Origin of the sequence: Neorhizobium sp. T7_12 (genome assembly GCF_002968535.1) — a bacterium.
GTDB lineage: Bacteria > Pseudomonadota > Alphaproteobacteria > Rhizobiales > Rhizobiaceae > Neorhizobium > Neorhizobium tomejilense.
Map to the genome: position 1 here is coordinate 282,024 of NZ_PVBK01000004.1, position 24,703 is coordinate 306,726.

Here is a 24,703-nt window from a genome sequence, read left to right on the forward strand (position 1 = left end):
TCATTCTCATGTCCGCACCGCTCGATATCGATCAGTTGCATACCTTTATTTCCATCGTCGACACCGGCAGTTTCACCAAGGCCGCCGATAGGGTGTTCAAAACCCAGTCCGCCGTGTCGATGCAGATGCGCCGTCTCGAGGAACGGATCGGCAAGCAGCTGTTCGCCAAGGACGGCCGCGGCAACCGGCTGACGGCGGAGGGCGAGAAGCTCCTGAACTATGCACGGCGCATCATCCGCCTGAACAACGAGGCGATCGCCGCCTTCGACGACAACCGTCTCGAGGGCACGCTCCGGATCGGCACGCCGGACGACTACGCCGACCGGTACATGCCCGAGATCATCGGCCGCTTTGCCAAGACCCACCCGAATGTCGAACTCTATATCGTCTGTGAGCCCTCGGTCAGCCTTGCCGAGAAGATGGCACGCGGCGAGCTGGATATCGCGCTCGTCACCCACAACCCGCGCCAGCGGATTTCCGACGTGATGCGCACGGAGCCGCTCTGCTGGGTCGCCTCAGCCAACCATCCGCTGAAGGACGATGCGCCGGTGCCGCTCGCGGTCGGCCGCCGCGATTGCCTTTGGCGGCAGCTTGCCTGTTCGGCGCTCGATGCAGACGGGCGCGAATACCAGGTCCTGTTCACGAGTTGGTCCTCGACCGTCGTCGCAGCCGCGGTGCTCGCGGGCATGGCCGTCTCGGTGCTGCCCGAGTCGGCGCTTCGCACCGGCATGAAGGTGCTGTCGTCCGCCGACGGCTTCCCGCCGCTGCCGCCGGTGCAGATCGGCCTGATGAAGCGGCCCGGACTTTCACCGTCGCTGATGAACGCCATCACCGACCACATCACCGCCTGCCTCGACAACATCTCGCCGGCCGTGATACCCGACGATCTCGACGGCGAGGTGAAAGCGTTCCAGCGCATGCCGCGGGCCCGGGCGACACAGGTGATGCCGGGGTGGTGAGACGACTAGCCGCCAAACGTTTGGCGGCTATCAGGAATGTTTATGGGCGTTGACGTAGGCACGAAGGACGTTCTGCATCTTCGTGAGGTGCCCCTTGCCATTGGCTTCCTCGAAGAAGAAATCGAAAACTTCCGGATCGATCTTCAAATGTACGGAGCGGGGTTTCGCAGGACTTTTTACGTCAGCCTTGGCCCAAAATTCCGCGCCAAGGTTTTCTGTATCCGGCGCCTTAGGGTCATGAAAAAGCTCCCCCGCCTCCCTCATTTTCCTCAGCTCTGTGAGCGATGCTCTTCTGATATTCTGATCGGTCATGCCGACCTCCTTTCCACGCTGTTATCAGCCGGATCACGTCGCCGCGCTCGGTAAAAACGACGACGAAACACTCTCCCTCGACCATTCCCAGCGCGATCTTTCGGACCTCACCATAGTCGGCCCGATCATCTATGCGCGTTAGAATGGCCCCTTCGAAAATTCCGGCGGCATACAAAAAATCGACGCCACGTTCCTTGATCACCTGCTGCCGCTTCACCTCGTCCCATTCGAATTCCATGGTGATTTCCCCGGCATCTGGCGATATCATACACAAATAGTGTACATTTTGATAGGGCAAAAAAGCCGTGCGAACCCGGCTTTCTAACTTCGCGATATGCGGAGGTGGCGATTAAGCCAAATTTTTCTTGAAAAACGCCACCGAGCGGCTCCAGGCGAGATCGGCGGCGGCCTTGTCGTAGCGGGCCGACGAGGTATCGTTGTTGAAGGCGTGGTTGGCGCCGTCGTAGACGAAGATCTCGAAGGTCTTGCCGCCTTTTTCAAGCGCCGCCTTGAAGGCCGGGATGCCGGCATTGATGCGCTCGTCGAGACCGCCGTAATGCAGCATCAGCGGCGCCTTGATGGCAGGCACGTCCTCGGCCTTCGGCTGGGCGCCGTAGTAGGCGACGCCGGCGTTGAGGCTGGGTGACTTAACGGCCAGATTGTTGACCGCGCCGCCACCCCAGCAGAAACCGATCGCACCGACCTTGCCGTTCGCGCCGCTGATACCGGCGAGATAGGCGCGGCTTGCTTCGCCATTGGCCGAAACCTCTTCAGGCTTCAGCGAGGAGAACATCTGCCGGGCCTGCTCTTCATCCGCCGGCGTGCCGCCCTGGGGCGACAGGAAATCGACGGCGAGCGCATTGAAGCCCTCGAGCGCCATACGGCGGGCGACGTCCTTGATATGGGCGTTGAGGCCGCGGTTTTCGTGGATGACGAGGACGCCGCCGCGCGTGCCGGAGGCATTCTTGGGTTTTACGAGATAACCCTTCATCGTCACGCCGTTGGCGCCCGGATAGGTAACGTCCTCCGTGGTCAGCCGTTCGTCATTGGCAGGAATGATCTCCGCCATGGCGGAACTGGCGCCGATCAGGGGCGCGATTGCCGCGGCGGCCGCACCGGAGCCCGCAAGCTGGGTCAGCTTCTCCATGAAGCGGCGGCGGTCCAAAGTCAGATGGGTGTATTCGTCGTAGGCATCGATCATCGCCTGGGTGATCTTCGGTGTCTCGTTGTCCATGGCTATTCCTCCGTAGCAGACCGTATGACGGAGAAATCTATACCGAGGACCTGCAGCTTGCAGATGAAACACTGAGTGATCCAAGTGCCCGATATTACACTTGTTCGTGAGGTTGGTTGATCGGCCACTCCGCCGGAATTGCGGCGGAAAGCCGCAAGCGCCGCTCTGCGAAGGTCGAGGGGGGCCGGCTTTCGACCCCATCTGGCGCTGGCCAGGCTAGTTCAAAACCAGCCAGGCCGCGAGCCAGGCCCACATTGCCATCACCGCAAAAAAGCCGACCATGAAGATCGGGCGGCGATAGCGGAGCCGGTTGCTGGTGAGATGCACGTAGGAATGCGCATAGCGGGAAAGCACGAATATCCAGGCAAGGACAACCGAGCCCCAATTGTCTGCAGTCGATACATAAAGGACGAGGCAGACGGCGTAGAACAGGACCGGTAGCTCGAACTGGTTCTTGAGGTTGTTGTGGACAACCAGGCTCTCGCGCGGCTCCTCCCGGTTTTCACGGAACTGACCGGCCGCGGCGCTGCCGGACTTCACAGCCATGTATCGTTTTTTCGACAGGAGCCAGTAGAGAAAGAAGACCAGCGCGGCATGCGCTATCATCGGCCAGAGCGTCGCGTCGGTGGAAAGCATCGGTTCTCCTCACTCGTCAGAGGAACCCAGTAACACGGGTTCTCCGATGCACAATGGCACGCGCCGTCCGAGCGGCGCCACAGTCTCACCGCTGCCTGCAGGCCACCAAGGTCGCAGGCATCCAGCCAACTATTTCCGAGATTGAGGAGGAGGCAACAACCTCCTCCGATCGAAACGTCAGGCGCCAGAGCCCGGATAGTTGGGGCTCTCGCGGGTGATCGTCACGTCATGCGCGTGGCTTTCGCGCAGGCCTGCCCCGGAGATACGTACGAAGGTGGCGCGCTCCTGGAACTCTTTGAGATTGGCGCCGCCGACATAACCCATGGCCGCCTTCAGGCCGCCGCCAAGCTGATGCAGCACACCCGAGACCGGACCCTTGTAGGGGACCTGGCCTTCGATGCCTTCGGGAACCAGCTTCAGCGTATCACGCACTTCCGCCTGGAAATAACGGTCGGCGGAACCACGGGCCATGGCGCCTACCGAGCCCATGCCGCGATAGGCTTTGAACGAGCGACCCTGGTAGAGATAGACCTCGCCCGGGCTTTCGTCGGTGCCGGCCAGCAGCGAGCCGATCATCACGGCGGATGCGCCAGCGGCGATCGCCTTGGCAAGATCGCCCGAGAACTTGATGCCGCCGTCGGCGATGACGGGAATGTCCTGGGCGCGTGCCGCTTCGACGGCCGACATGATCGCCGCAAGCTGCGGCACGCCGACGCCGGCGACGATGCGAGTGGTGCAGATCGAGCCCGGGCCGATGCCGACCTTGACCGCATCCGCGCCGGCATCGATCAGCGCCTTGGTGCCGTCGGAGGTGGCGACATTGCCGGCCATGACGCGTACGTGGTTGGAGATGCGCTTGACGCGGGTGACGGCGTCGAGCACGCGCTGCGAGTGGCCGTGAGCCGTATCGACGACCAGAAGATCGACGCCGGCCTCGATGAGGCGTTCGGCGCGCTCGAAACCATCGTCGCCGACGCTGATCGCGGCCGCGGCGCGCAGGCGCCCTTGAGCGTCCTTGGAGGCGTTCGGGTTGAGCTGGGACTTCTCGATATCCTTGACGGTGATCAGGCCGACGCAGCGGCCTTCGCCATCCACCACCAGCAGCTTCTCGATGCGGTGCTTGTGCAGCAGGCGCTTGGCCTCGGTCTGGTCGACGCTGCTTTCCTTGACCGTGATAAGGTTCTCGCGGGTCATCAGTTCGTAGATCTTCTGAGCCGGATCGGAAGCAAAACGGACGTCGCGGTTAGTGAGAATGCCGACCAGCCGGCCCGGAACGTGACCGCCGCCGTTTTCGACGACCGGAATGCCGGAAATGCTGTAGGACTTCATCAACGACAGCGCGTCGGCCAGCGTCGCGTCCGGGCCGATCGTCACCGGATTGACGACCATGCCGCTTTCGAACTTCTTGACCTGGCGGACCTGTTCGGCCTGTTCGATCGGGGTCAGGTTACGGTGGATGACGCCGATGCCGCCTGCCTGCGCCATGGCGATGGCAAGCCGGCTTTCCGTCACCGTATCCATGGCCGAGGAAATGATCGGCAGATTAAGCTCGATATCCTGGGCGATCCTCGTCGCGATATTCGTCTGGCCCGGCATGACTTCGGAATGGCCGGGCTGCAGGAGCACGTCGTCGAAGGTAAGCGCATCTGCGCCGGTTGCGGTTTCAATGATGCGTGCCATTGCCAAATTCCTTCGATCTAGAAAATGCGGGATGCGCTCAGGAACGACTCTATACGTCCCGACGCTCCGGCAACAATTGCTTGGAAGTTGGCGAGGGCTGGTAACACGTTCATGACAAGAAGGGAATAGCAAAAACCCGAGAGCGGCTTCTCCCGGGTTTCGATTGCTTTTCAACAACAATCAGATGTCGAACTGATAGCTCTTCGGCACGAACCGGTAGCCGGCATCCTGCTTTTCGACGAAACCGACCGCCGGGAAGGGCATGTGATAGCCGAGGAAAGCGACCTTGTCGGTGGCGATCATGTCGAGGACCTTCTTGCGGGTGGCCGCCCCCTGCGCCTTGTCCATGTCGAAACGCACCTCCCATTCGGGCCGCTGAAGCGACAGGACGTAGTGGTTGACCGTATCTGCGGCGAGGATCAGGCGCTTGCCTTGCGATTCGACATTGAAATTCAGCATGCCGGGCGTATGGCCCGGCGCCAACATGGCGGTGATGCCGGAAACCACTTCGCCGCCATCCTTCAGGAAGGTCATCTTTTCGGCGAGCGGCTTCACATTGGCGAGCACGCTCTTCTGGTTGCCCTCTGCAGGCGTGCCGGCGCGGGCGGCATCGGTCCAGAAGTCGTATTCCACCTGGCCAGTGATGTAACGGGCTTTCGGGAAAGCCGGCTTGCCGTCTTCCATGAGCCCACCGATATGGTCGCCATGCATATGGGTGATGACGACGATCGAGATATCCTCCGGCATGTAGCCAGCGGCTGCCAATCCTTCGATCAGGCGTCCGACGCCTTGGGCGCGGCCCGGTTTGCCGAGGCCGGTATCGAACAGGATGACGTTGCTGCCTGTATCGATCAGCGTCGGAGAGAAACTGTTGACGAACTGGTCCGTCGGCAGAAAATTCTCAGTGAGCAGCGCTGCGAGCGTTTCGGGCGGCTGCTTGAGGCCAAAGGTTTCGCCGGGAGCACCGGAGGGGCGGGCGCCGTCCTTCACCGCCAGAACCTGGAAACCACCGAGTTTGAATTTGTGAATATCCGGCGGGGTCACATGATCGATAGCCAGTTTCTGCTTCTCCTGGGCAAAAGCCCCGGCATTGATGATCGCCGGAGCGGCGAGAATTCCCAAACCGGCTGTGCCGATAAGGGTGCGCCGTCCGATACCTGAATTCGTCATGATGTCGCTGCCTCCTGGAATTGTGCCGGACCGTCAAAATCCGGTCCTATCCGGTGGAACATAACCGCGCTCCCTGCCGAGGAAATCCGATCTCACGCAGACGTGACCCAAAATCCGAAACGGTGAGATTCCGCAATTGGCAGACGGGACCAACAGGTCTATGGACGGGCCAATTCCCGCCATTGCAGGCACCCCATGAATCGCATCGTTCCGCTCATTCTCGCCGTCGCCCTTTTCATGGAGCAGATGGACTCCACCGTCATTGCGACCGCGCTTCCGGCGATCGCCGCCGACCTCAATGTGGGGCCGATCACGCTCAAACTGGCACTGACTTCCTACATGGTGGCGCTCGCCATGTTCATCCCGATCAGCGGCTGGATGGCGGACCGCTTCGGCGCCAAGAAGATCTTTCGCATCGCGATCTTCGTCTTTGTTGTCGGCTCGATCTGCTGCGCGTTCTCCTCCGACCTCCTGCAGTTCGTGCTGTCGCGCTTCCTGCAAGGCATGGGCGGAGCGATGATGACGCCGGTCGCGCGCCTGGTTCTCTTGCGCACCACGAAACGCAGCGAACTCGTCCCGGCCATGGCGCTGCTCACCATTCCGGCACTGGTCGGGCCTCTCACCGGCCCGCCGATCGGCGGTTTCATCACCACCTATTTCACCTGGCACTGGATCTTCCTGATCAACGTGCCGGTCGGCCTGCTCGGCATCTATCTCGTAACAATCTTCCTGCCGGAAATCGAGACCACCAATCCTCCTTCGATCGACGGGTGGGGGTTCTTCCTGACCTCGGTCACCGCCGCCGGCACGGTCTTCGGACTTTCAGTCGTCGGCCTTCCGGCGCTACCGCCGGCCGTTGGCATCACGGCGACGGCATTGGGGCTCGCGGCTGGCGTCGCCTATGTCGTCCATGCGCGCAGCCACCCCGCGCCGATCCTCAACCTGCGGCTCTTCAAGGACGATGCATTCCGGGCCGCCAGCAGCAGCGGTACGCTGTTCCGCATCTCGACAGGCGCCATTCCATTCCTGATGCCGCTGATGCTGCAGCTCGGTTTCGGCCTCAACCCCTTCCAGTCGGGCCTCATCACGTTTGCGGGCGCGCTCGGCGCGCTGATCGTGAAGTTCGTCGCCCGCCGCGTCTTCGCGATGACCGGGTTCAAGATGACGCTGATCGTCTCGGGCGTGCTCGGCGCGGCGACCACAGCGGCAAACGGCTTTTTCACGCCGGAAACCTCGCACGCGCTGATCGTCGCCTTCCTGCTGATGTCGGGCGTCTGCCGTTCCTTCTTCTTCACCGGCTCGAATGCACTCAGCTATTCCGAGATCAGCGACGAACAGGCGAGCCAGGCGACCTCGATCGCCTCCGTCATGCAGCAGATCAGCATGGCGCTCGGCGTCGCCTTTGCAGCCTTCATCCTCGAAGCCTCGGCGGCGGTCACCGGCACGCACCTGCAACTCTTCGACTTCCACCTGGCTTTCTTCCTGGTGGCGGCCCTTTCGCTTCTGGCGATCATGCCCCTGCTGAGGCTGGACCCGATGACGGGTGCTGCCGTTTCCGGCCACGGAGCCGCCAAGATTCAACCGGAAGCCGGCGAGTAGTCAGGCCCGATCGTCCAGGTCGCGGTCTTCGGCTTCGGCGTGTTCCACGGCCGCATCCTCCACCTCGGGTTCCTCCATCTCGGCGTTCGGGGCAGTCTCGCCGGCCCTGCGGCCCTTGAAATGCTTGGCGAGCAGGAACATCTCCACCGATTCCTGGCGCGATGCGCCCGGCTTCACGTGGACGACCTGCTTGAAATTCTGCTTCAGCATGTTGAGCAGGTCGCGTTCCGTGCCACCCTGGAAGGTCTTGGCCAGGAAATGGCCGCCCTCGCCCAGCACCTCGACCGCGAAATGCGCCGCCACCTCGCATAGATGCATGGTGCGCAGGTGATCGGTCTTCTGGTGGCCGGTGGTCGGCGCCGCCATGTCCGAGATGACCACGTCCGGCGTGCCGCCGATCGCTTCCATCAACAGGCGCGGTGCTTCCGGATCGAGGAAGTCGAGCTGCAGGATCTTGACGCCGGCGAGCGGCGCCATTTCCAGGAAATCGATCGCCGCGACGCGGATATCATCGTCGGTCGAACCGGTGACATTGGCGGCGATCTGCGACCAGCTTCCCGGTGCAGCACCCAGATCGATGATGCGGCGGGCGCCTTTGAGAATCTGATGTTTTTCGTCGATCTCCAGCAGTTTGAAGGCCGCGCGGGCGCGATATCCTTCGAGCTTGGCGCGCTGGACATAGGGGTCGTTGATATGGCGCTCGAGCCAGCGCCGCGACGACGCCTTGAGCTTGCCCTTCTTGACCTTCTGCCCGAGCTTGCGGCCGGTGCGATTGCCGCTGCCCGGGGATTTGGAGGGTGGTTTCGTCATCGCCTTGCTCCAGCCTCATCCTGTCCGCCGGCACCTTGACTGCCCGCCTGATTGCCCCCTGGGCGGCGCGGCCGCACCCGGCGCCACACGCCGTCGTCGGCCATCATGTCCGTCAACAGGCCCTCGCGCAGGCCCCGATCGGCCACCCGCATGCGCTGGCTCGGCCAGCGGCGGCGGATCGCTTCCAGAATGGCGCAGCCGGCCAGCACCAGATCGGCCCGGTCCGGGCCGATGCAGGGATTGGCGGCACGGCCGGCAAAATCCCAGGAGAGCAGCTTTGCCTGCATGGCGGAGACTTCCGCATCCGACAGCCACAGGCCGTCGACCTTGCGGCGATCATAGCGCGGCAGGTCGAGATGCACGCCGGCAAGCGTGGTCACCGTGCCCGACGTGCCTATCAGGTGGAAATCCTCGGCGCCCTGGCGGCGGAAGGCGGCAAGCGGCGGGCAATCGAAACCGGCCAGCATGCCTTCGACTTCCATTACCATCGCATCGAAAACCTCGGGCGTCACATCGCGTCCGCCATGCCGTTCCGACAGCGTCACGACGCCGACCGGAAGCGAGGTCCAATGGGTGATGTGATTGGCAAGCCGGCTCGAGCGGCTGTCATCAATACGGATGACGGCGATTTCGGACGAACCGCCGCCGATATCGAAGAGAACGACAGACCGCGCCTCGCGGCCGACCAGCGACGAGCAGCCCGACACGGCAAGCCGCGCCTCGGTCTCGCGATCGATGATTTCCAGTTCCAGCCCGGTTTCCGAGATCACCCGCGCCAGAAATTCCTCGCCGTTTTCGGCGGCCCGGCAGGCTTCGGTTGCGATCAGCCGCATCCGGCGGATCGGCCGGTTGGCGAGCTTTGTGGCGCAGATGCGTAACGCCTCGACCGCGCGGTCCATGGCATCCTGCGACAGACGGCGGCTGGTGCCGAGCCCTTCGCCGAGACGGACGATCCGCGAAAACGCATCGACGACGCGAAACTGGCCCGGCCTTGTCGGCTGGGCGATCAGCAGGCGGCAATTGTTGGTGCCGAGGTCGAGCGCCGCATAGAGATCGTTGACGTAGGAGAATTTTTCGCCGCGCTGCTCAGCACTCGGGCTTTCAGCTCCGGCCCTGCCGCGGACATCCTTGGAGGAAACCTGGTCCGAACCGGCAGGCGCCGGAGCCTTGGCCACACCGGGCGCCGCCTTGGCAGGTGTCAGCGGCCGGCCCTGAAGGCCGCGACCGCCTCTGTTCTTCTTGCGCCGATTGCGCGACGACGACTTGGCCGAGTGCGGCTGTTGCCCGCCCTCGTCACGAACCGGAACCTGCTGTGCTGCGGGTGCGGCGTTCGTCCCCTGTGCCGCCCCCTGTACCGGCTGCTGGGCGCCCGCGGATTTCGCGCGCCGCCGCTTGCGCTTGCGCGCCGACGGGTTGGGTTCCTGGTTATTGGGACGTCCGGCAGAGGCGGCCGAATCGACCGCTTCCGAATTGGTTACAGGCGCCGCGTCACGACGTTTGCCGTTCCGCTTCGCCTTCCGACGCCTCGAGGATTTACCCTCTCCGCGCGGTACCGCCGACGCCCCGCCTTCCGGCGGCTTTGCGCCGCTATCGGGGTCCATCACTGTTAAGTCCACCTCGCCGCGCAAAGCCTCTTGAAGGTATGCCGCTGGCGTCTGATTGTTTCGTTGGTGCGAAGATAACAGGCGGTGGCGATTTCGCCAACGGCTTTTTGCCGACCATGTCATCGCCCCGTCATCAGCCGACTTTTGAGCTTTTCCCGGCCAATGACGAGAAAGCCTCCGCAGTGTCGATTTTTTTCGAAATCGGTATTTGCAATCCGCCCGCTTTTGTTTATAAGCGCCGCACACCGGCCCGGGCATTCACCGGCGCGCCCTGCTGGGGAATAGTTCAACGGTAGAACGACGGACTCTGACTCCGTTAATCTTGGTTCGAATCCAGGTTCCCCAGCCAATTCTCCCTAAACGCCCTTAATTCCTTGATTTTCCAGTCGTGCCGGATATCGTTTGGGCATCATTGGCACCTGATGCCCACAGGTGATGCCCACGCGCGAAATCGCGCGGCGGCGTCGCTCCCGGCCGCCCGCTTCTGCTCAGCCCTTATTGTTCGGACCATAAGGAGGCATAGATCCCGTGGAGGAAGCGGACAAGCGCGCTTACTCCGCCGCCGCCTTCGCGCCATCCTTCCGGCTTTCCCATTCCTGCGGGGTCAGCGTCTTGATGTCGAACTGGTCACGGGTCCGGGCATAGGTGTGCCCGCCCATGCGCCCCACCGCGTCCATGAGCTGCTGGTCGATATGCAGGTTCGACGGGTTGACCGCGTCGCTGCGGACATAGACGCCGAGCACCTCGCCTAAGATGATTTCCCGCGCCGGGCCGACCTGCAGGGTCGTATGCCGGCGGCATTCCAGCGCTGCCGGTGCCGCGAGAATGCGCGGGCTGCGCACCATCTGGCCGGGGACGGTCGCAAGGCCTGCCTCCTCCATCTCGTCGACCTCGGGGCCGAACTTGATCGCGCAGACCTCCATCTGGTCGACAAGCGCGTTATCGCAGATATGGACCGTGAACTCTCCGGTCTCGCGGATGTTGCGCGCCGTGTCCTTGAAACGCATGTCCGAATAGTTCTCGACGCCGATGGCGACGATGGCCGGATCATGCGTCAGCACATTGAAGAAGCTGAACGGACCCGCATTGGGTCGCCCTTGCCTGCTGACCGTCGTCACCAGGGCGATGGGGCGCGGGATCACGGTGCCGATCAGAAGCTTATAGCGCTCGCGTTCATTGAGCTTGGCGAAATCGAAATGCGTATGGTCGGTCATGTCAGGCCTCGGCAGCGATACGATGGGTTTCAAGCGGGGTGTGGCGGGACAGGTTCTCGAACCCGTCCTTGGTGACGACATACATGTCGCCGACGTTGCAGCCGGCGGAGAGCGGTTCCAGCCACTGGGCGTGCATCACGAACACCATGCCCTCCTCCAGCTTGTCGTAATTGTGGGAGGAGATGTTGAAACTGTTCTGCCCGCCAGCCATGCCGACGGAATGGCCGAGATTGGGATTATGCGGGCCTTCCGTCGCGGGATAGACATGCATCAGCTTGCGGCCCTGCGCCTCCCAGTCGATGTTCTTCACATACTGGCGCGGGATCAGCCGTGCGCTGCCGTCATCCATCGGCGCCCAGTTATAGGGCATGGTGCGCGCCTCCGGGGAGGTCAGCATGCCACGCTCGATCATCGGCTCAAAGGCGGCATTATTGACGTCGCGCATCAGCGCACCTGGCCGGATCAGTTTTTCGGCGCGCTTGACGCCCTCCGTGCAGGCGGCAAGCACCTCCTCCTGCCGCTTGGTGATCTCGCCGACGGCGATCATGCGGGCGGTCTGGGCCGTGTAGCCGCGGTAGGTGATGTTGGAGACATAGAGATTGATCAGGTCGCCCGGACGCACGACATGGCCATAGGGTTTGCCGCAATGGGTGCCGAATTCGTTGATACCGATCTGGTAGCCGTCGCCGGTCTCACCGCCGAAGGATAGCTGGGCCTGCGTGAAGGCGGCATAGATCTCGTGGTCGGTCACGCCGGGTCTGGCGACGTGATAGGCGGCCTGTGTCGCGATGCTGACCAGTTGCGCGGCAGCCCGGAACATCTCGACCTCGCGCGGTGAACGCAGCTTCTGCATCCGGTCGAGAATGGCGTTGTCGACGATGAACTTGCTCTTCGGCATGAGTTCGTCGAGCGCCGCCCAGCAGGTCAGTGAGGTGCGGTCGCCGATCCGGCCGATCTGCGCCTTTGCGAGCCCGAGGCTCGCCAGCACTTCGGCACATTTCTCTGCGGTCTTGATCACCGAGTCGCCCGGACGGTCGGCATATTCGCGGCCGATCGGGCCGATCTGCCAGATATCCTCGACCAGCACCGGTTCGCCGCCCGGCGGCAGCAGCACGGACTGGGTGAAGAAGGACAGAAGCGTCAGCGGCTTTTCGATGTCGGTCGGGATGATCAGCACGCCTTCGCGCATCCAGTCGCAGATATAGCGGAGATAGTGGTTCGACGTGTGGAACCAGCCGACACCGCCGGTGTGCACGATCAGCGCGTCATGCCCCGCTTCGACCGCCTGACGGCGAATGCGGCGCAGACGATCCTCGAACTCCTCGACCGGCAGAGGCAGTGGCGCTGCAAAATCGAAGTCCGGCTGGAAATCGGCGAGCAGCGATCCTACACGATAAGAGCCCGCCTTGGTTGCACGCATGTTCATTGGGTATTCCTTCCAGAATTCTAAAATAGGTCAGGCCTGCTTCTGCGGTGCCAGCACCCGTCTTGCGACAAGCAGCACCACGAGCGTGAGAGCGATCAAAACTCCCGACATCGCGGCAACGCGAACGTCGAGCGACTCTTCGATGAGAGCGAACATTCTGAGCGGCAGCACCGTCGTGCGGGCATCGGCGAGGAAGAGCGAGACGGACACGTTGTCGAGCGACTGGATGAAAACGAGAAACGCACCGGCAAGAATGCCCGGCAGCAGGAGCGGCAAGGTTACGCGCCTCAGAGTCGTGAACCACGTCGCCCCCATCACCGTCGAAGCCTCCGCCAGCGATGGATTGATCCCCTGGGCAACAACGGATGCGGCTCTGTACATCAGCGGCCCGAAGACGACCACATGTCCGGTCACGGTCAGCCAGAGCGAAGGCTGGAAGCCGACGAAGTTGGCGACGATCAGCGCCGCGAGACCGTAGACCAGGCTCGGCAGGACGAGCGGCGCGAGCAGGAGAGGCTCGATGGAACTCACAGTGCTGCGTTTCATCCGAGCCATGCCGATGGTGGCGGGAACCGCAAAGAGCAGCGACCCGAGAACCGCAAGAGCGGCAATCTTCAACGAATTGCCGGCCGCGATGTGCTCGGTTCCCGAACGGATCGGATCGAACAAGGCCTCGTACCAGCGGATCGAAAAGCCCTGCGGCGGGTATTTCAGGGTCTGCCCTGACGTAAACGACATGGTGATCGCGATGATGATCGGGGCGACCAGATAGATCAGGCTGAGACCGCCGAAGCCGAAGACGAATGCCTTGTAGAGGAAAGCGGGGATCGGATTTTCACGCTTGTCATGCATGGCCAACGAGCCTCCTGTGACGGGAAATCATGGTCATTGCGACCAGCAGAATTCCGGTCGAGAGCAACAGCACGACGGCAATCGCCGATGCCATGGACCAGTCGAACAGCGTGCCGACCTCACGGTAGATGAGTTGCGGAACGTAGACGTTGCGGGCGCCGCCGATGACCGCCTGGGTCACGAAGGAACTGCTGGTGCTCGCAAAGACGAGGATCCAGCCGGCCAGCAGGCCCGGCAGCATCATCGGCAGAAGCACGGTCACGAAAATCCGCCATGGCCCGGCGCCCGAAACCTGCGCGGCTTCGGTAAACTGCACGGGTGTCCGCGACAGGATCGCGATCAGCGGCAGGATAATAAGGGGCAGATCGATCTGGCACATGGCCAATACCAATCCGAGTTCGGTCGACATCAGCGAGAACGGTTGTCCTGCAAGACCGAGAGCCACGAAGGTCTCGCTAATCGGCCCCTGCCGCCCGAGAATGACAATCCAGGCAAAGGTTCGCACCACGTTGCTGGTCAGCATCGGGATGAGCGTCAGAAAGATGATGACCTGACGCGCAGTCTTGCCACTGTGCCAGTACAGGAGCGCGATCGGAATGCCGAGAAGCGTCGTGCTCGCTACAGTCTGCAGACCGAGCTTAGCGGTATTCATCAGCACGCGATAATTGAACGCATCACCGAGGAAGCGTCCATAATTGTTGAGTGTCAGTCCGTCCGGACCGATGAAACTGAACCCGATGAGAACGGCGAGCGGCGTCGCAAAGAACGCCACCGACAAGAGGAGCATCGGGATAACGTAGGGGAAGCCGCTCGCCTTCATTGTCTTATCTCAACCAGCAACGAGGGCGTCGAACTTGCGGATCCATTCCGCACGGTTCTTGTTGATCGAAGCCCAGTCCGGATAGATCATGCTGGCAAGTTGGTCACGCTTGACGAAAGCCTCGATGCCGGGCGTCAGGGCGACTTGCCTGTTCGTCGGGAACATCTCGCGTGGCGGCATCTTCAACTGATCCTGCGCCGCCTTGGAGATCGCGGCATCCATGTAAGCATAGGCCGCATCGACGTTCTTCGAACCCTTCGTCAGGTGGATGTTGACGGGGGCTGCGGGAGAGCCGGTTTCCGGCTGAACGAACTCGGCCTTGAGGCCCATGCTCTTCAGGCGCGCGACGTTGCCGGTCGAGCACATGAAGACCGCGATCTCGCCCTGCTGGAACAGCGTCATCTGGTGGTTGGTGCTGGCGACGACGCCCTTGATCTGCTCCGGATTGTCCTTGAACAGCTTGAAGACGGCGTCCATGTCCGTGGCGCTGGTCCCGAAGATCTTGGCGATCTGGCTATAGGCCATGACGCCGGTGTTCGAGCCGAAGCCGGTCCAGGAAACCTTGCCCTTGTAGGCCGGGTTTTCGAACAGGTCGCGATAGCCCTTGGGAGCCGGCACGAGATCGGGATTGTAGGCGATGCCGTTGACTTCGATCGTCACGGTCGGGCCGTACTCGCCCTGGAAGGCCGGATCGAGCATGCTCCAGTTCTTGAGCTTGCTCGGATCGATCTTCTGGATCAGGTCGTTGTCGATGGCGGTCGCCATCTGGCCAGGCGACATCAGCAGCGTGTCGTAAGGCGGGTTGCCGGGGCTCGCCATCACCTTGGCGAGCTGGTCCTGTGCCAGTGCCGGGGCGACCGTCAGATCGAAACCGGCTTGCTTGACGAGCGGCGTCAGAACCGTGCGGTAGCCATCTTCCCAGTTGCCGGGGAAGGTTGCGGCGACGACGCTGCCGGCGGCGCGGGCGGAAAACGGCATGGTTGCGGCTGCGGCCGCACCGGCAGCGAGCAGGCCAAAATTACGGCGGGTCATATTGAAGTTGGTCATGCGTTCACCTCTGTTGGTTGTTGATTGACGGCTTTCATTCACTGGCTTCATTCACTGGGAGACTTCCGGTTCGCCCGGAAAGACATGGGCTCGTGCTGTGTCGATCTCGGCAAAAACCTGCGTCCCGGTTTCGGGAACGAAGGTCGAAGGGCCGCGAACCTCGGACGCACGCAGATTGGTACCGTCGTCGAGGACGAGGTCGTGGACGAGCGTCGGGCCGAGCGGCACGGATACGGTCACGCGTGCCGCAAGCGAATTTTCGCCTGGCTGGCTTGTCAGCCGAACCTCTTCGGGCCGGAAGGTGACGGTGACCTTCGATCCGATGGTGAAGTTCAGGCGGCGCGGCAGGCGAAGAGCCTTGTCGCCGGGCAAGCCGATCAACGTGGCTTCAGGATCCAGACGCACGACCGTTCCGCGGAGAATATTGGCCTGCCCGATGAAGGTGTTGACGAACAGCGTGTTCGGCCGGTCGTAAACGGCCATCGGCGTATCGATCTGCTCGACATTACCCTTGCTCATCAAGACAAGACGGTTTGCCAGGCTCTGGGCCTCTTCCTGGTCGTGGGTGACGATCAGCGTTGTGATCCCGAGCGTTTTCTGAAGATGCAGAAGCTCGACCTGCAGGTCGAAGCGAAGCGCCCGGTCCAGTGCGCCGAACGGCTCGTCGAGCAGAAGCAGCGAAGGGCGCCCTGCTATGGCGCGGGCAACCGCGACGCGTTGCTGCTGGCCGCCGGACAGTTCGCGTGGGAGCCGATTGCCGTAACCGTTGAGGCGAACGAGGGACAACATTTCCTCGACGCGTGCCTTTCGTACGGCACGCGGAACCTGCTGGCAGGCGAGTGGATAGGCGATGTTCTCGGCCACGGTCAGATGCGGGAACAGCGCATAATTCTGGAAGACCATGCCGATGCCACGAGCTCGGGCTGATATGTTGGCAAGGTCGGCCCCACCGAGCACCATTCGGCCAGACTTTGGGTGGATCAAGCCTGCAATAGCCCGGAGCACCGTAGACTTGCCGCAGCCGCTTGGCCCGAGGAGTGCGACGATTTCTCCAGCGTTGACCTCAAAGGACACATCGCTGACGGCATTCTGTCCGCCATAACTGTGCGTGAGGTCTTTGACACTGAGCTGCTTTCCTTCGATCGAGTTCGCAATATGAGGCATGCAAATTCCCCCATGATCTGCCGCAACGATGGGACGCGAGTAGCGACCGGGAGCTAAGCGGATATCTCGTTGGCTAAAAAATCTGGTTTCGGTCTGGTTCATGCCAATCGAATTGCAAGCACCGTGCCAGTTCCAAACTGCCAACCGAAGAATCGAAGCAAGGCAGTGTTTTAAATATGTTATTTTTGTCGAAGTGAAATTCGCAAGTTTATTATCATAGAGTTTTGAATCTGAATAAATCAGTGTGACTGCATATAATTTGGTCTCGATAGTTTAGTTCTTGAGCAGAAACTTGGTATCCGGCCGGGAGAATTCACGCCACTTTTCACCGGAAACTTGCCCATTGCAGAGTTTTCGTCTTCAAAATCAGGCAAATATTCCTATAATTGGAGCTAAATTGGATTGGACGCGGCGTTTCCCCTGACAACAACGTTGAGATCGATGAAAATTTATGCATTCATATTCGAATGAATACGCGAAACTAATTTCGAAACAGTATACGAATGTCGGCGATAGAAATATCTAGCTTTCTTCTCAATAACTTAGGAATCAGCCCGTCAACTTGGCACGGCGATTGCTTCAAAATCCCCGAGAATTCAAACACAGCAAAACAACGAAAGGGGATCCCATGAACAGCATCAACGGAATTCTGAGAAGCGGACTTGCCGGCACATTCGCAGCCTTGCTCTCCCTGTCGGCACAGGCAGCCGAAGGCCCAGCGGTAAAGATGATACCGGAGGCGGACGTGGCGAAGCTGCCGGGCATAGCATTCAACCAGAAACTTGCGGACGGCCTGCCGCCTGCCATCAAGGCGTCGAAGGTCCTCAAGGTCGCAACCGACCTCACCCCGCCGATCAGCTTCCGCGCAGAGGATGGAAAGCTGATCGGCATCGATGCCGATATCGCGGCGGCCCTCGGCGTTGTTCTGGGTATCGACGTGCAGATGACCGACGTCGGCGCTGGGGCCGCGATCGTTCCTGCAATCCTGTCGAAGCGTTTCGACATGACCGTCTCCGGCATCAACGATGATCCGGAACTGGAAAAGCAGGTCGATGTCATCGACTACATGTATGACGCGACCACGATCATGACCATCAAGGACAACCCGCTCGGCATCAAGAGCATGGCGGATCTCTGCGGCAAGAAGGTCGCGGTGCCGGTCGGCACTTTCCAGGGGCGCATGGTGGAGGCCGCGTCGGCCAAGTGCGCCACGCCGATCAACATCATGTCCATCCCGAAAATGCCCGACGTATTGCAGGCAGTGCGCACCGGCCGCGCCGATGCGACCGTCAACGGTTATGCCACGAGCGTCTACACCACGGCAAACCAGACCGGCAGAGGCGTCGGCCTGCAGGCTCTTCCGGATGTCCGCCTCGCAGTCGGATATCTCGGCATGCTGGTATCGAAGGACAACCCACAGCTTCGCAACACGGTCGTGGCAAGCCTTCAGCATATGGTCGATAGCGGCGCCTATGAAGCCATCATGAAAAAATGGAGCCTTGGTCCGCTCGCCGTGAAGACGGTCAAGGTCAACGACGCCGCCAGCATGCCGGTGGATTGAGCCCATGTCCCTTTTTGCTCAACCCGTCAGCATCGCCATGGCACCTCCCGTCGGCAAGCCGATACGGTGGGGGCAAATCACAACCGGCACCAGCGCGATCCTCGCGCTGGCGCTCCTTATGATGATCATCGGCCGTAGCCAGAGCGTTCAATGGAGCGAAATTCCTCGCTTCATGATCGATCCGATGATCCTGGGCGGCGTCGTCCTGACGCTTCAACTGACGGCAGGCGCGATGCTGGCCGGGATCGCCGTCGGCTGCATCGTCGCCATCATGGCCACCAGTCAGAATATCGTGCTGAAAACCATGGCTGTCGGCTTCGTCTGGTGGTTTCGGGGCGTGCCGCTGATCGTCCAGATCTTCTTCTGGTTCAACATCGCACTTTTCATCCCCGAGGTTGGTCTCGGCACCTATACAATATCGATCAATGATCTGGTCACTCCCGCGGTCGCCGGGTTCCTGGCGCTCGGTCTGCACGAGGCCGCCAATATGAGCGAGATCATTCGCGGCGGCCTGACGGCGGTGGATCGTGGACAGCGTGAGGCGGCATCGTCCCTCGGCTTGCGGCCACTGCAAACCTTGCGGACGGTCGTTCTGCCGCAGGCTGTTCGCCTCATCGTTCCGCCGACCGGCAACCAGGCGATCGGCATGCTGAAGGCAAGTGCCATCGTCTCCGTCATCGGCATGCAGGATCTGCTGACGCAGGCGCAGGCGATCTATGCGCGCAACTTTCTCGTCATCGAACTGCTGTGCGTTGCGTCGCTCTGGTATCTCGCGATCACCACGGTCGCCTCGATCGGCCAGCATTTCCTGGAACAGCAACTCGCACCCAAGGGCCGATCTGGCGGCTCGCAAAAGGAGACCCGGCGACGGACGTGACAGCCCGACGCCATCGTTCAATCCAACCAAGCAAGGATCGCCAGCGCAGCGTATCCGATCAGGAAACCCCAAGGAGCAGACCATGAGACTGGGCATTGATGCACAGAAACTTCCCGAGGCCACAAAGCGTGGGCCGCTTGCAAGCCTAGACCATGTCAAGGACCTCGGCCTCGGTGGCCTTTTCTTCACCACGGTTCTCGATATGAGCCCGACGCTGGACAAGGGCGAACTGCGCGACATCAGGGCGAAGGCCGACGAACTCGGCCTTTATCTCGAAAGCGGCGTCGGCAAGATCAATCCCTATTGCAGCGCCGAGGCGCCGGAGTTCAGGGCAATCGGCGACGGCGACATCATTCTCGGCTTCACCCGGATGATCGAGGCCGGCGCTGCCATCGACTGCCGTGAACTCTGGGTATCGCCCGGCAATTTCAAATCGGAGTATCGCGGCAGGTTGGCGAATGACCGGTTCCGGACCGACGTCACCTGGGAAGAGCAGTTGCTCGCCATCGAAAAGGTTCTGCTGAAGCTGGCACCTGTCGCCCGTGCCAACGGCGTTCACCTCAACATGGAGACCCATGACGAGATCACCTCCTTCGAAATTCTTCGGCTGATCGAAAAGGTCGGCGAGGATTGCATGGGCGTGGTCTTCGACACGGCCAACGGTCTGCAGCGCGCAGAACATCCGGTCTTTGCCGCAAAACGCGTCGCGCCCTATGTCCGCCAGACCCACGTGAAGGACGCCTATGTCGGACGGGCACCCGGTGGCCTGGATTTCCAGACCCGCCCGGTCGGCGGCGGCATCGTCGATTTCGGCTCGATCCTTCCCATCCTCGCAAGAGCGAACCCAGATCTGAATTTTTCGCTGGAAGTTGCCGCTTCCGTCGAAGACAAGCCCCGAAAAGCCAATCCACGCCAGTGCATCCAGATCGACGACCCGATCTGGCGCGCTGGCCACCCGGATCTCAACACCGAAGAGCTGGATGCTTATATCGCCATGGTGGACGCATACGAAAAGCGCGTCACATCTGGTGAAATTCCGGATTGGGAAGCGTACGAAGCCAGCCAGTACGGCTACCCCACCTATGAGGAGCAGTCCTACGGCTACAAGGAAGCTGTGATCTTCATCAAGGACTCAGCTCGCTACGTCGAAAGGATTTGCGCGGAAAACGGTATCTCTCTTTCTTCGTCGGTGACAAAGCGGCAGGCTGCCTGAACGATCAGTCCATCAGCATCGGCGGCATGAGCTGCCGATGCCCTTTAAAATCATGGGAAAGTCTGGCTTTTTGTCGAGATCGGCATATACGCAGGAATATTCTCATGGAAAAAATAATGCTGCCGTAAGGGCATTTGGAGCAGGAAATGAAAAGGACGCGCCGTCAAAGCGCCAAGGCCACGCCGAACGCAAATAATACAGCGGATACGGCCGAAACCAACAATGACGATGTTTCTGAGCGTATCAGGACCACGCTCGCCGCGGCCATTGGCGAAGGTGCACTGAAGCCGGGCACCAAGATTCTCGAGGATGCGATAGCCGAACATTTCGGCGTCAGCAGAACGGTCGTCCGAGGAGCGCTCGGCGTTCTGGAAAGCGACCACCTTCTGGAGCGAAAGAAAAATCGCGGCACTTTCGTTGCAGAACCCGGCATCGAAGAAGCCAGGGCTCTTTTCGAATCACGCCGGAAACTGGAGCACGTCATCCTCGAACTCGTCATGAACCGCGCCGAAGCGGAGCAACTGGACGCTCTCGAAAAGCTGACGGACGAGGAAGAACATATCCATCATCACGGCGACGAAAAGTCGAAAACGGTCCTGTCCGGCAAGTTTCACATCGTGCTCGCCCAACTCGGCGGCAACGCGGTCATGACCGAAATGTTGTCGAAGATCGTTGCCCGCCTCTCGCTGGTGATGGCCCTCTACGAGGAAGAGAAGCAGGACGACTGCGGCGCCGATCACCATCGCCTGATCGTGACCGCGCTGAAGGCCAAGGACCTGGTGAAGGCTCAGCAGTTGATGGACCATCATCTTGCTGACATCGAAGGCCGCGTGCGGCTCACCGAGGGCCAGGGCGACCGGCATACGTTCATGGCTGTGCTGGAGAACTTTTCGTAAACTGGATCGACTCCCAGCGTAAAAGCGTGTGACGCCCTCCAGATTCCGGGGATGCCTGGAGCTGTGTGGAAAGACGGCTGGGACCCCGTTCGACTGCCTCAGACAAGCCGTGACAAACGACAGTGTCGTAGCCGGAAGCGCACGGTCTGAGGAACGGTTTCCATCGCTTCCGAAGCCGATGATTTGGCTTTGCAACAACTCCTCAAGACGGACGATCTCCTCCTCTGGCTCGTTCAGAGGATGGAAATGAATAGCACTTGCAGCGCAGTCTTTGCCGAGGCCATTCTCGCCAATTTTCAATCCGGCAAATACTTTTCGACGTTTAGCCACTTTGGATCGGCTACGCCTTTCGCCCATCCTTCGATGTGCTGGCATGACATGGCGGAGTGATCGGTTCATCGTCACGAAAGTCATGTCTCAAGCAAAGGAGGAATGCTGTGATGTCAACGAAGTTGCTGCAGATTATCACCCTAAGCGCGGGGATGGTCCTTGCCGGGACGGGTTTCTCGGCGAGTTATGCGTGCGGAGCCGGCGAGTGTGAACCGCCGCCTGAAACCTCCAAAGGCAACAACGGCTGGGGACAGGAAAAGAACCAAGGAACGAACGACGGGACCAACGCCGGTAGTGACAATGGTGGCACCGCCGCTTCCAAGACCGCGAGCACCGACAGGTAAACCCGCGACTGCTTCGGCGGCGTAGCGATACTACGCCGCCGATTCCATCTGACCCAGGCGGACAGATTCTCCGGGAACAACATGGAGCAGATAATTCAACTGTGATGCAGCGACCAGGACACGCACCACGTTGATGGATATCAATGGCCGGCAAACACCAGCGTTTATCCTCCTCGATCGAGCGCCTCTCGTTTGCCGACAAGGGCGCAGTTTGATCTGGAGCGCCGATGCCTGCAAATTCAGTCCTCGTCCAATCCGAGCGCGAAGAGAACGATGCGGCTTCCGAAGGGCTGAGCACCACCGAAGCGGCTGAGCGTCTGGCGCGGTTCGGCCTGAACCGCCTTCCCGAACCCCGGGCCTCGTCCCTGTTCCTGATCTTCCTTGCGCAATTCCGCAGCCCGCTGATCTATATTCTGCTGATCGCGGCAGCAGTTTCGCTTCTGGTCAGCGAGGCGGAAGATGCCGCGTTTATCGGCATCGTGCTGGTGTTGAACGGTGTGATCGGCGGCATCCAGGAATATTCCGCCGGCCGTGCGGCGGCGGCTTTGCGCAATCTCGAACAACCGTTTGCGACGGTCGTCCGCGACGGGATCGCGCAGGAGATCGAGGCGCGCCTGCTGGTTCCGGGCGATCTCGTGCGGATCGAGGCGGGCGGGCGCATCCCCGCCGATATCGAACTTTTCGAGGCCAACGACCTGCTCTGCGACGAGTCGCTTCTGACTGGCGAATCCGCGCCGGCGCGCAAGACGGTGACCATCGTCGGCGCACCGCCCGAAAACAAAAAATCCGGCCTTGCATTTGCGGGCAGCCTCGTCACGCGCGGGCGCGGTGCCGGCCTGGTGGTTGCGACCGGTCTTTCGACCGAAATCGGCAGGATCGCCGCCGAGATCGGCAAGGCGTCTGCCACTCAGCCGCCGCTGCTGATCCGGCTCAAGCATTTTTCGAACATGATCGCCTGGAGCGTCGGGCTCGCTTCCGTCGTCCTCGTCGCCGTTGGCCTGTTTCGCGGGCTTGCCTGGGACGACCTGTTCATGATGTCGGTCGGGCTTGCGGTCAGCGCCATCCCGGAGGGCCTGCCGATCGCGATCTCGATCGCTCTGGCGATCAGCATGCGCCGCATGGCCAAGCGTAACGTCATCGTCCGCCGCATGCCGGCGGTCGAGTCGCTCGGTTCCTGCACGATGATCGCCACCGACAAGACCGGAACGCTGACCCTCAACGAACTGACCGTCACCGATATCCGTCTTCCCGACGGCAGCGAACTCATGCTCGATGCCGGCATGGATCTCGATACCTGCGAGATCCGCGGGTCGAACCTCAGCGCGGCGGAGGCGCGTGATCGTGCCGGGAGACTGCTGAAGGCGGCCGTTCTGCCCAATGAGGGTGGTCTGACCCGCCAGGCGGATGGCTGGAAAGGTGTCGGCGATACGGTCGATATCGCTCTCCTGGCTGCAGCCCGCAAGGCCGGGCTCGAGCAGGAAGCGATGAAGGACGATTACCCGCTGATCGCGCGCATTCCCTATGAGCCGGACCTCAAATATGCCGCCTCCTTCCATCGCCGGAGCGGGCGGGTACGCATCTTCGTCAAGGGGGCGGCGGAAACCCTGATCGACATGGCGGACCGGATGGACGGCGGCAACGGCGTCATGCCGATCGATCGCGAGATACTTCTCCGACAGAAGGAGGAGATGGCAGAGCGCGGCCTCAGAGTGCTCGCGTTTGCGGAGGGGGAAATCCGCAGCGGCTCGGAGGAGACCTTCGGTTACCATCACCTGGTCGACCTTGTGTTTCTCGGCCTTGCCGGCATGCAGGACCCGATCCGCCCGGAAGTTCCGCAAGCGATCCAGGACTGTTACTCGGCCGGTGTGACGGTGGTGATGGTGACCGGCGACGACCCGAAGACCGCTACCGCCATCGCCGCGGAGGCCGGGTTGCGGTTCCTGCCGGATCAGATCACCAGCGGCGCCGATGTCGGCAAGGCCGAGGAAGCCGGTCCGGATACGCTCGACGAGCTGACCGGGCGGGCGCGAATCTATGCCCGGGTGGCACCGGCGCAGAAGCTTGCGATCGTGCTGTCGCTCGCCCGCAACGGCCACTTCGTGGCCGTCACCGGCGACGGGATAAACGACGCCCCCGCCCTGAAACACGCCCATGTGGGGGTGGCGATGGGCCGCAAGGGAACGGAAGTCGCCAAGGAAAGCGCCGATATCGTCGTCACCGACGACAATTTCGCGTCCATCGTCAGCGGCATCCGCGAAGGCCGCACCGCTTATTCCAATATCCGCAAGGTGATCCTCATGCTCACCGCGACGGGTGCTGCCGAAATGCTGCTTTTCCTGCTGGCAATCCCGCTCGGGCTACCCATGCCGTTGCTTCCGGTGCAGCTGCTCTGGCTCAATCTCGTCACCAACGGCATTCAGGATGTCGCGCTTGCCGGCGAGAAACCTGAAGGCGACGAACTGGCACGACCGCCGCGCCGCCCGAGGGAGCCGATCTTCGACCGGTTGATGATCCGACGGATCGTCCAGTCGACGCTGGTCATCGGCGGCGGCGGTTTCGCGATCTTCTCCTATCTGCTGTATCAGGGCTACGAGATTTCGCAGGCGCGCAACCTGCTGCTGCTGCTTTTCGTGCTGTTCGAAAACGTCCAGACCTTCACCAGCCGCTCGGAGCGCCGATCGATCTTCTCGTTGAATTTTTTCGGCAACCCGCTGCTGATCCTGACTGTCATCGCGGCCCAGGCCATCCATATTTCGGCAATGTATATCCCCTGGTTCCGCGAAACCCTCGATCTCGCGCCGATCTCGTTTGCCGAGTGGGCGTTGATGATGCTTGCCGCCTCCTCGATCCTGGTCGTCACCGAACTGGACAAATGGCGCCTCCGTAGAACGACCCTGGCCTGAAGGCCGCCCGCGCTCGGATTGCGCTAGGTCAAGGTCGGCGCGGGTACGATGC

At 61.3% G+C, this 24,703-nt stretch carries 22 protein-coding genes and 1 tRNA gene; 9 read left to right on the top strand and 14 right to left on the bottom strand.

What is annotated here, in order from left to right; genetic code table 11:
* The first annotated feature begins 8 nt into the window (after positions 1 to 8).
* Positions 9 to 959, top strand: coding sequence for a LysR substrate-binding domain-containing protein (locus C5J26_RS12915; protein ID WP_105402103.1), 951 nt, complete (start codon positions 9 to 11; stop codon positions 957 to 959).
* Between the two features lie 30 nt (positions 960 to 989).
* Here the strand turns inward: C5J26_RS12915 and C5J26_RS12920 are convergent, their stop codons facing one another.
* From C5J26_RS12920 to C5J26_RS12945, 6 genes are all read right to left on the bottom strand, one after another.
* Positions 990 to 1,271, bottom strand: coding sequence for a hypothetical protein (locus C5J26_RS12920; RefSeq protein ID WP_206051183.1), 282 nt, complete (start codon positions 1,269 to 1,271; stop codon positions 990 to 992).
* Positions 1,195 to 1,539 carry a BrnT family toxin gene (locus tag C5J26_RS12925; RefSeq protein ID WP_371681917.1) on the bottom strand — a complete coding sequence of 115 codons (345 nt, stop codon included), beginning with the start codon at positions 1,537 to 1,539 and terminating at the stop codon, positions 1,195 to 1,197. The genes C5J26_RS12920 and C5J26_RS12925 overlap by 77 nt, the downstream gene beginning before the upstream one ends.
* 81 nt (positions 1,540 to 1,620) lie before the next feature.
* Positions 1,621 to 2,505: a dienelactone hydrolase family protein gene (locus C5J26_RS12930; RefSeq protein ID WP_105402104.1), complete on the bottom strand. Its 885-nt coding sequence runs from the start codon at positions 2,503 to 2,505 to the stop codon at positions 1,621 to 1,623.
* Positions 2,506 to 2,721: 216 nt separating this feature from the next.
* Positions 2,722 to 3,141, bottom strand: a complete 420-nt coding sequence (locus C5J26_RS12935) for an MAPEG family protein (protein WP_105402105.1) — start codon at positions 3,139 to 3,141, stop codon at positions 2,722 to 2,724.
* Positions 3,142 to 3,318: 177 nt separating this feature from the next.
* Positions 3,319 to 4,821 (bottom strand): IMP dehydrogenase, encoded by a 1,503-nt coding sequence (gene guaB / locus C5J26_RS12940; protein ID WP_105402106.1) that lies wholly within the window; start codon positions 4,819 to 4,821, stop codon positions 3,319 to 3,321.
* A gap of 180 nt (positions 4,822 to 5,001) precedes the next feature.
* Complete coding sequence (locus C5J26_RS12945; RefSeq protein ID WP_172745843.1) at positions 5,002 to 5,991, bottom strand: MBL fold metallo-hydrolase; 990 nt, start codon at positions 5,989 to 5,991, stop codon at positions 5,002 to 5,004.
* Between the two features lie 195 nt (positions 5,992 to 6,186).
* Between C5J26_RS12945 and C5J26_RS12950 the strand changes: the two genes are divergently transcribed.
* A complete protein-coding gene (locus C5J26_RS12950; RefSeq protein WP_105402108.1) occupies positions 6,187 to 7,590 on the top strand; it encodes an MDR family MFS transporter in 1,404 nt (467 codons plus the stop codon).
* Here the strand turns inward: C5J26_RS12950 and C5J26_RS12955 are convergent, their stop codons facing one another.
* On the bottom strand, positions 7,591 to 8,400 hold the full coding sequence (locus tag C5J26_RS12955) for an RlmE family RNA methyltransferase (protein WP_105402109.1): 810 nt from the start codon (positions 8,398 to 8,400) through the stop codon (positions 7,591 to 7,593).
* Positions 8,397 to 10,004: a Ppx/GppA phosphatase family protein gene (locus C5J26_RS12960; protein ID WP_105402110.1), complete on the bottom strand. Its 1,608-nt coding sequence runs from the start codon at positions 10,002 to 10,004 to the stop codon at positions 8,397 to 8,399. Before C5J26_RS12960 ends, C5J26_RS12955 begins: the two co-directional genes overlap by 4 nt.
* Positions 10,005 to 10,279: 275 nt before the next feature.
* On the opposite strand from C5J26_RS12960, the gene C5J26_RS12965 reads away from it, so the two are divergent.
* Positions 10,280 to 10,353, top strand: a tRNA-Gln gene (locus C5J26_RS12965).
* Between the two features lie 202 nt (positions 10,354 to 10,555).
* Here the strand turns inward: C5J26_RS12965 and C5J26_RS12970 are convergent.
* From C5J26_RS12970 to C5J26_RS12995, 6 genes are read right to left on the bottom strand one after another with little or no spacing between them, the layout of a single operon-like run.
* A complete protein-coding gene (locus C5J26_RS12970; protein WP_172745844.1) occupies positions 10,556 to 11,218 on the bottom strand; it encodes a flavin reductase family protein in 663 nt (220 codons plus the stop codon).
* Between the two features lies 1 nt (position 11,219).
* The gene (locus C5J26_RS12975) at positions 11,220 to 12,644 is read right to left on the bottom strand and encodes a Xaa-Pro peptidase family protein (protein WP_105402112.1); all 1,425 of its coding nucleotides are present in this window, start codon (positions 12,642 to 12,644) and stop codon (positions 11,220 to 11,222) included.
* A gap of 30 nt (positions 12,645 to 12,674) precedes the next feature.
* The gene (locus C5J26_RS12980) at positions 12,675 to 13,496 is read right to left on the bottom strand and encodes an ABC transporter permease (RefSeq protein ID WP_105402113.1); all 822 of its coding nucleotides are present in this window, start codon (positions 13,494 to 13,496) and stop codon (positions 12,675 to 12,677) included.
* Positions 13,489 to 14,316, bottom strand: coding sequence for an ABC transporter permease (locus tag C5J26_RS12985; protein WP_105402114.1), 828 nt, complete (start codon positions 14,314 to 14,316; stop codon positions 13,489 to 13,491). The genes C5J26_RS12980 and C5J26_RS12985 overlap by 8 nt, the downstream gene beginning before the upstream one ends.
* A gap of 9 nt (positions 14,317 to 14,325) precedes the next feature.
* Positions 14,326 to 15,363: an extracellular solute-binding protein gene (locus C5J26_RS12990; protein ID WP_105402115.1), complete on the bottom strand. Its 1,038-nt coding sequence runs from the start codon at positions 15,361 to 15,363 to the stop codon at positions 14,326 to 14,328.
* Between the two features lie 51 nt (positions 15,364 to 15,414).
* A complete protein-coding gene (locus C5J26_RS12995; RefSeq protein WP_371412619.1) occupies positions 15,415 to 16,527 on the bottom strand; it encodes an ABC transporter ATP-binding protein in 1,113 nt (370 codons plus the stop codon).
* 628 nt (positions 16,528 to 17,155) lie between these two features.
* Between C5J26_RS12995 and C5J26_RS13000 the strand changes: the two genes are divergently transcribed.
* The 6 genes from C5J26_RS13000 to C5J26_RS13030 all read left to right on the top strand — a co-directional run bounded on the left by C5J26_RS13000 (position 17,156) and on the right by C5J26_RS13030 (position 24,651).
* Complete coding sequence (locus tag C5J26_RS13000; protein ID WP_105402117.1) at positions 17,156 to 18,088, top strand: ABC transporter substrate-binding protein; 933 nt, start codon at positions 17,156 to 17,158, stop codon at positions 18,086 to 18,088.
* 4 nt (positions 18,089 to 18,092) lie between these two features.
* A complete protein-coding gene (locus tag C5J26_RS13005; RefSeq protein WP_105402118.1) occupies positions 18,093 to 18,965 on the top strand; it encodes an amino acid ABC transporter permease in 873 nt (290 codons plus the stop codon).
* An 82-nt stretch (positions 18,966 to 19,047) separates the two neighbouring features.
* On the top strand, positions 19,048 to 20,178 hold the full coding sequence (locus C5J26_RS13010; protein ID WP_105402119.1) for a sugar phosphate isomerase/epimerase family protein: 1,131 nt from the start codon (positions 19,048 to 19,050) through the stop codon (positions 20,176 to 20,178).
* Between the two features lie 146 nt (positions 20,179 to 20,324).
* Positions 20,325 to 21,074, top strand: coding sequence for a GntR family transcriptional regulator (locus C5J26_RS13015; protein ID WP_105402204.1), 750 nt, complete (start codon positions 20,325 to 20,327; stop codon positions 21,072 to 21,074).
* A 440-nt stretch (positions 21,075 to 21,514) separates the two neighbouring features.
* Positions 21,515 to 21,748: a hypothetical protein gene (locus C5J26_RS13025; RefSeq protein WP_105402121.1), complete on the top strand. Its 234-nt coding sequence runs from the start codon at positions 21,515 to 21,517 to the stop codon at positions 21,746 to 21,748.
* A 227-nt stretch (positions 21,749 to 21,975) separates the two neighbouring features.
* Positions 21,976 to 24,651 carry an HAD-IC family P-type ATPase gene (locus C5J26_RS13030; RefSeq protein WP_105402122.1) on the top strand — a complete coding sequence of 892 codons (2,676 nt, stop codon included), beginning with the start codon at positions 21,976 to 21,978 and terminating at the stop codon, positions 24,649 to 24,651.
* Positions 24,652 to 24,703: the final 52 nt, after the last annotated feature.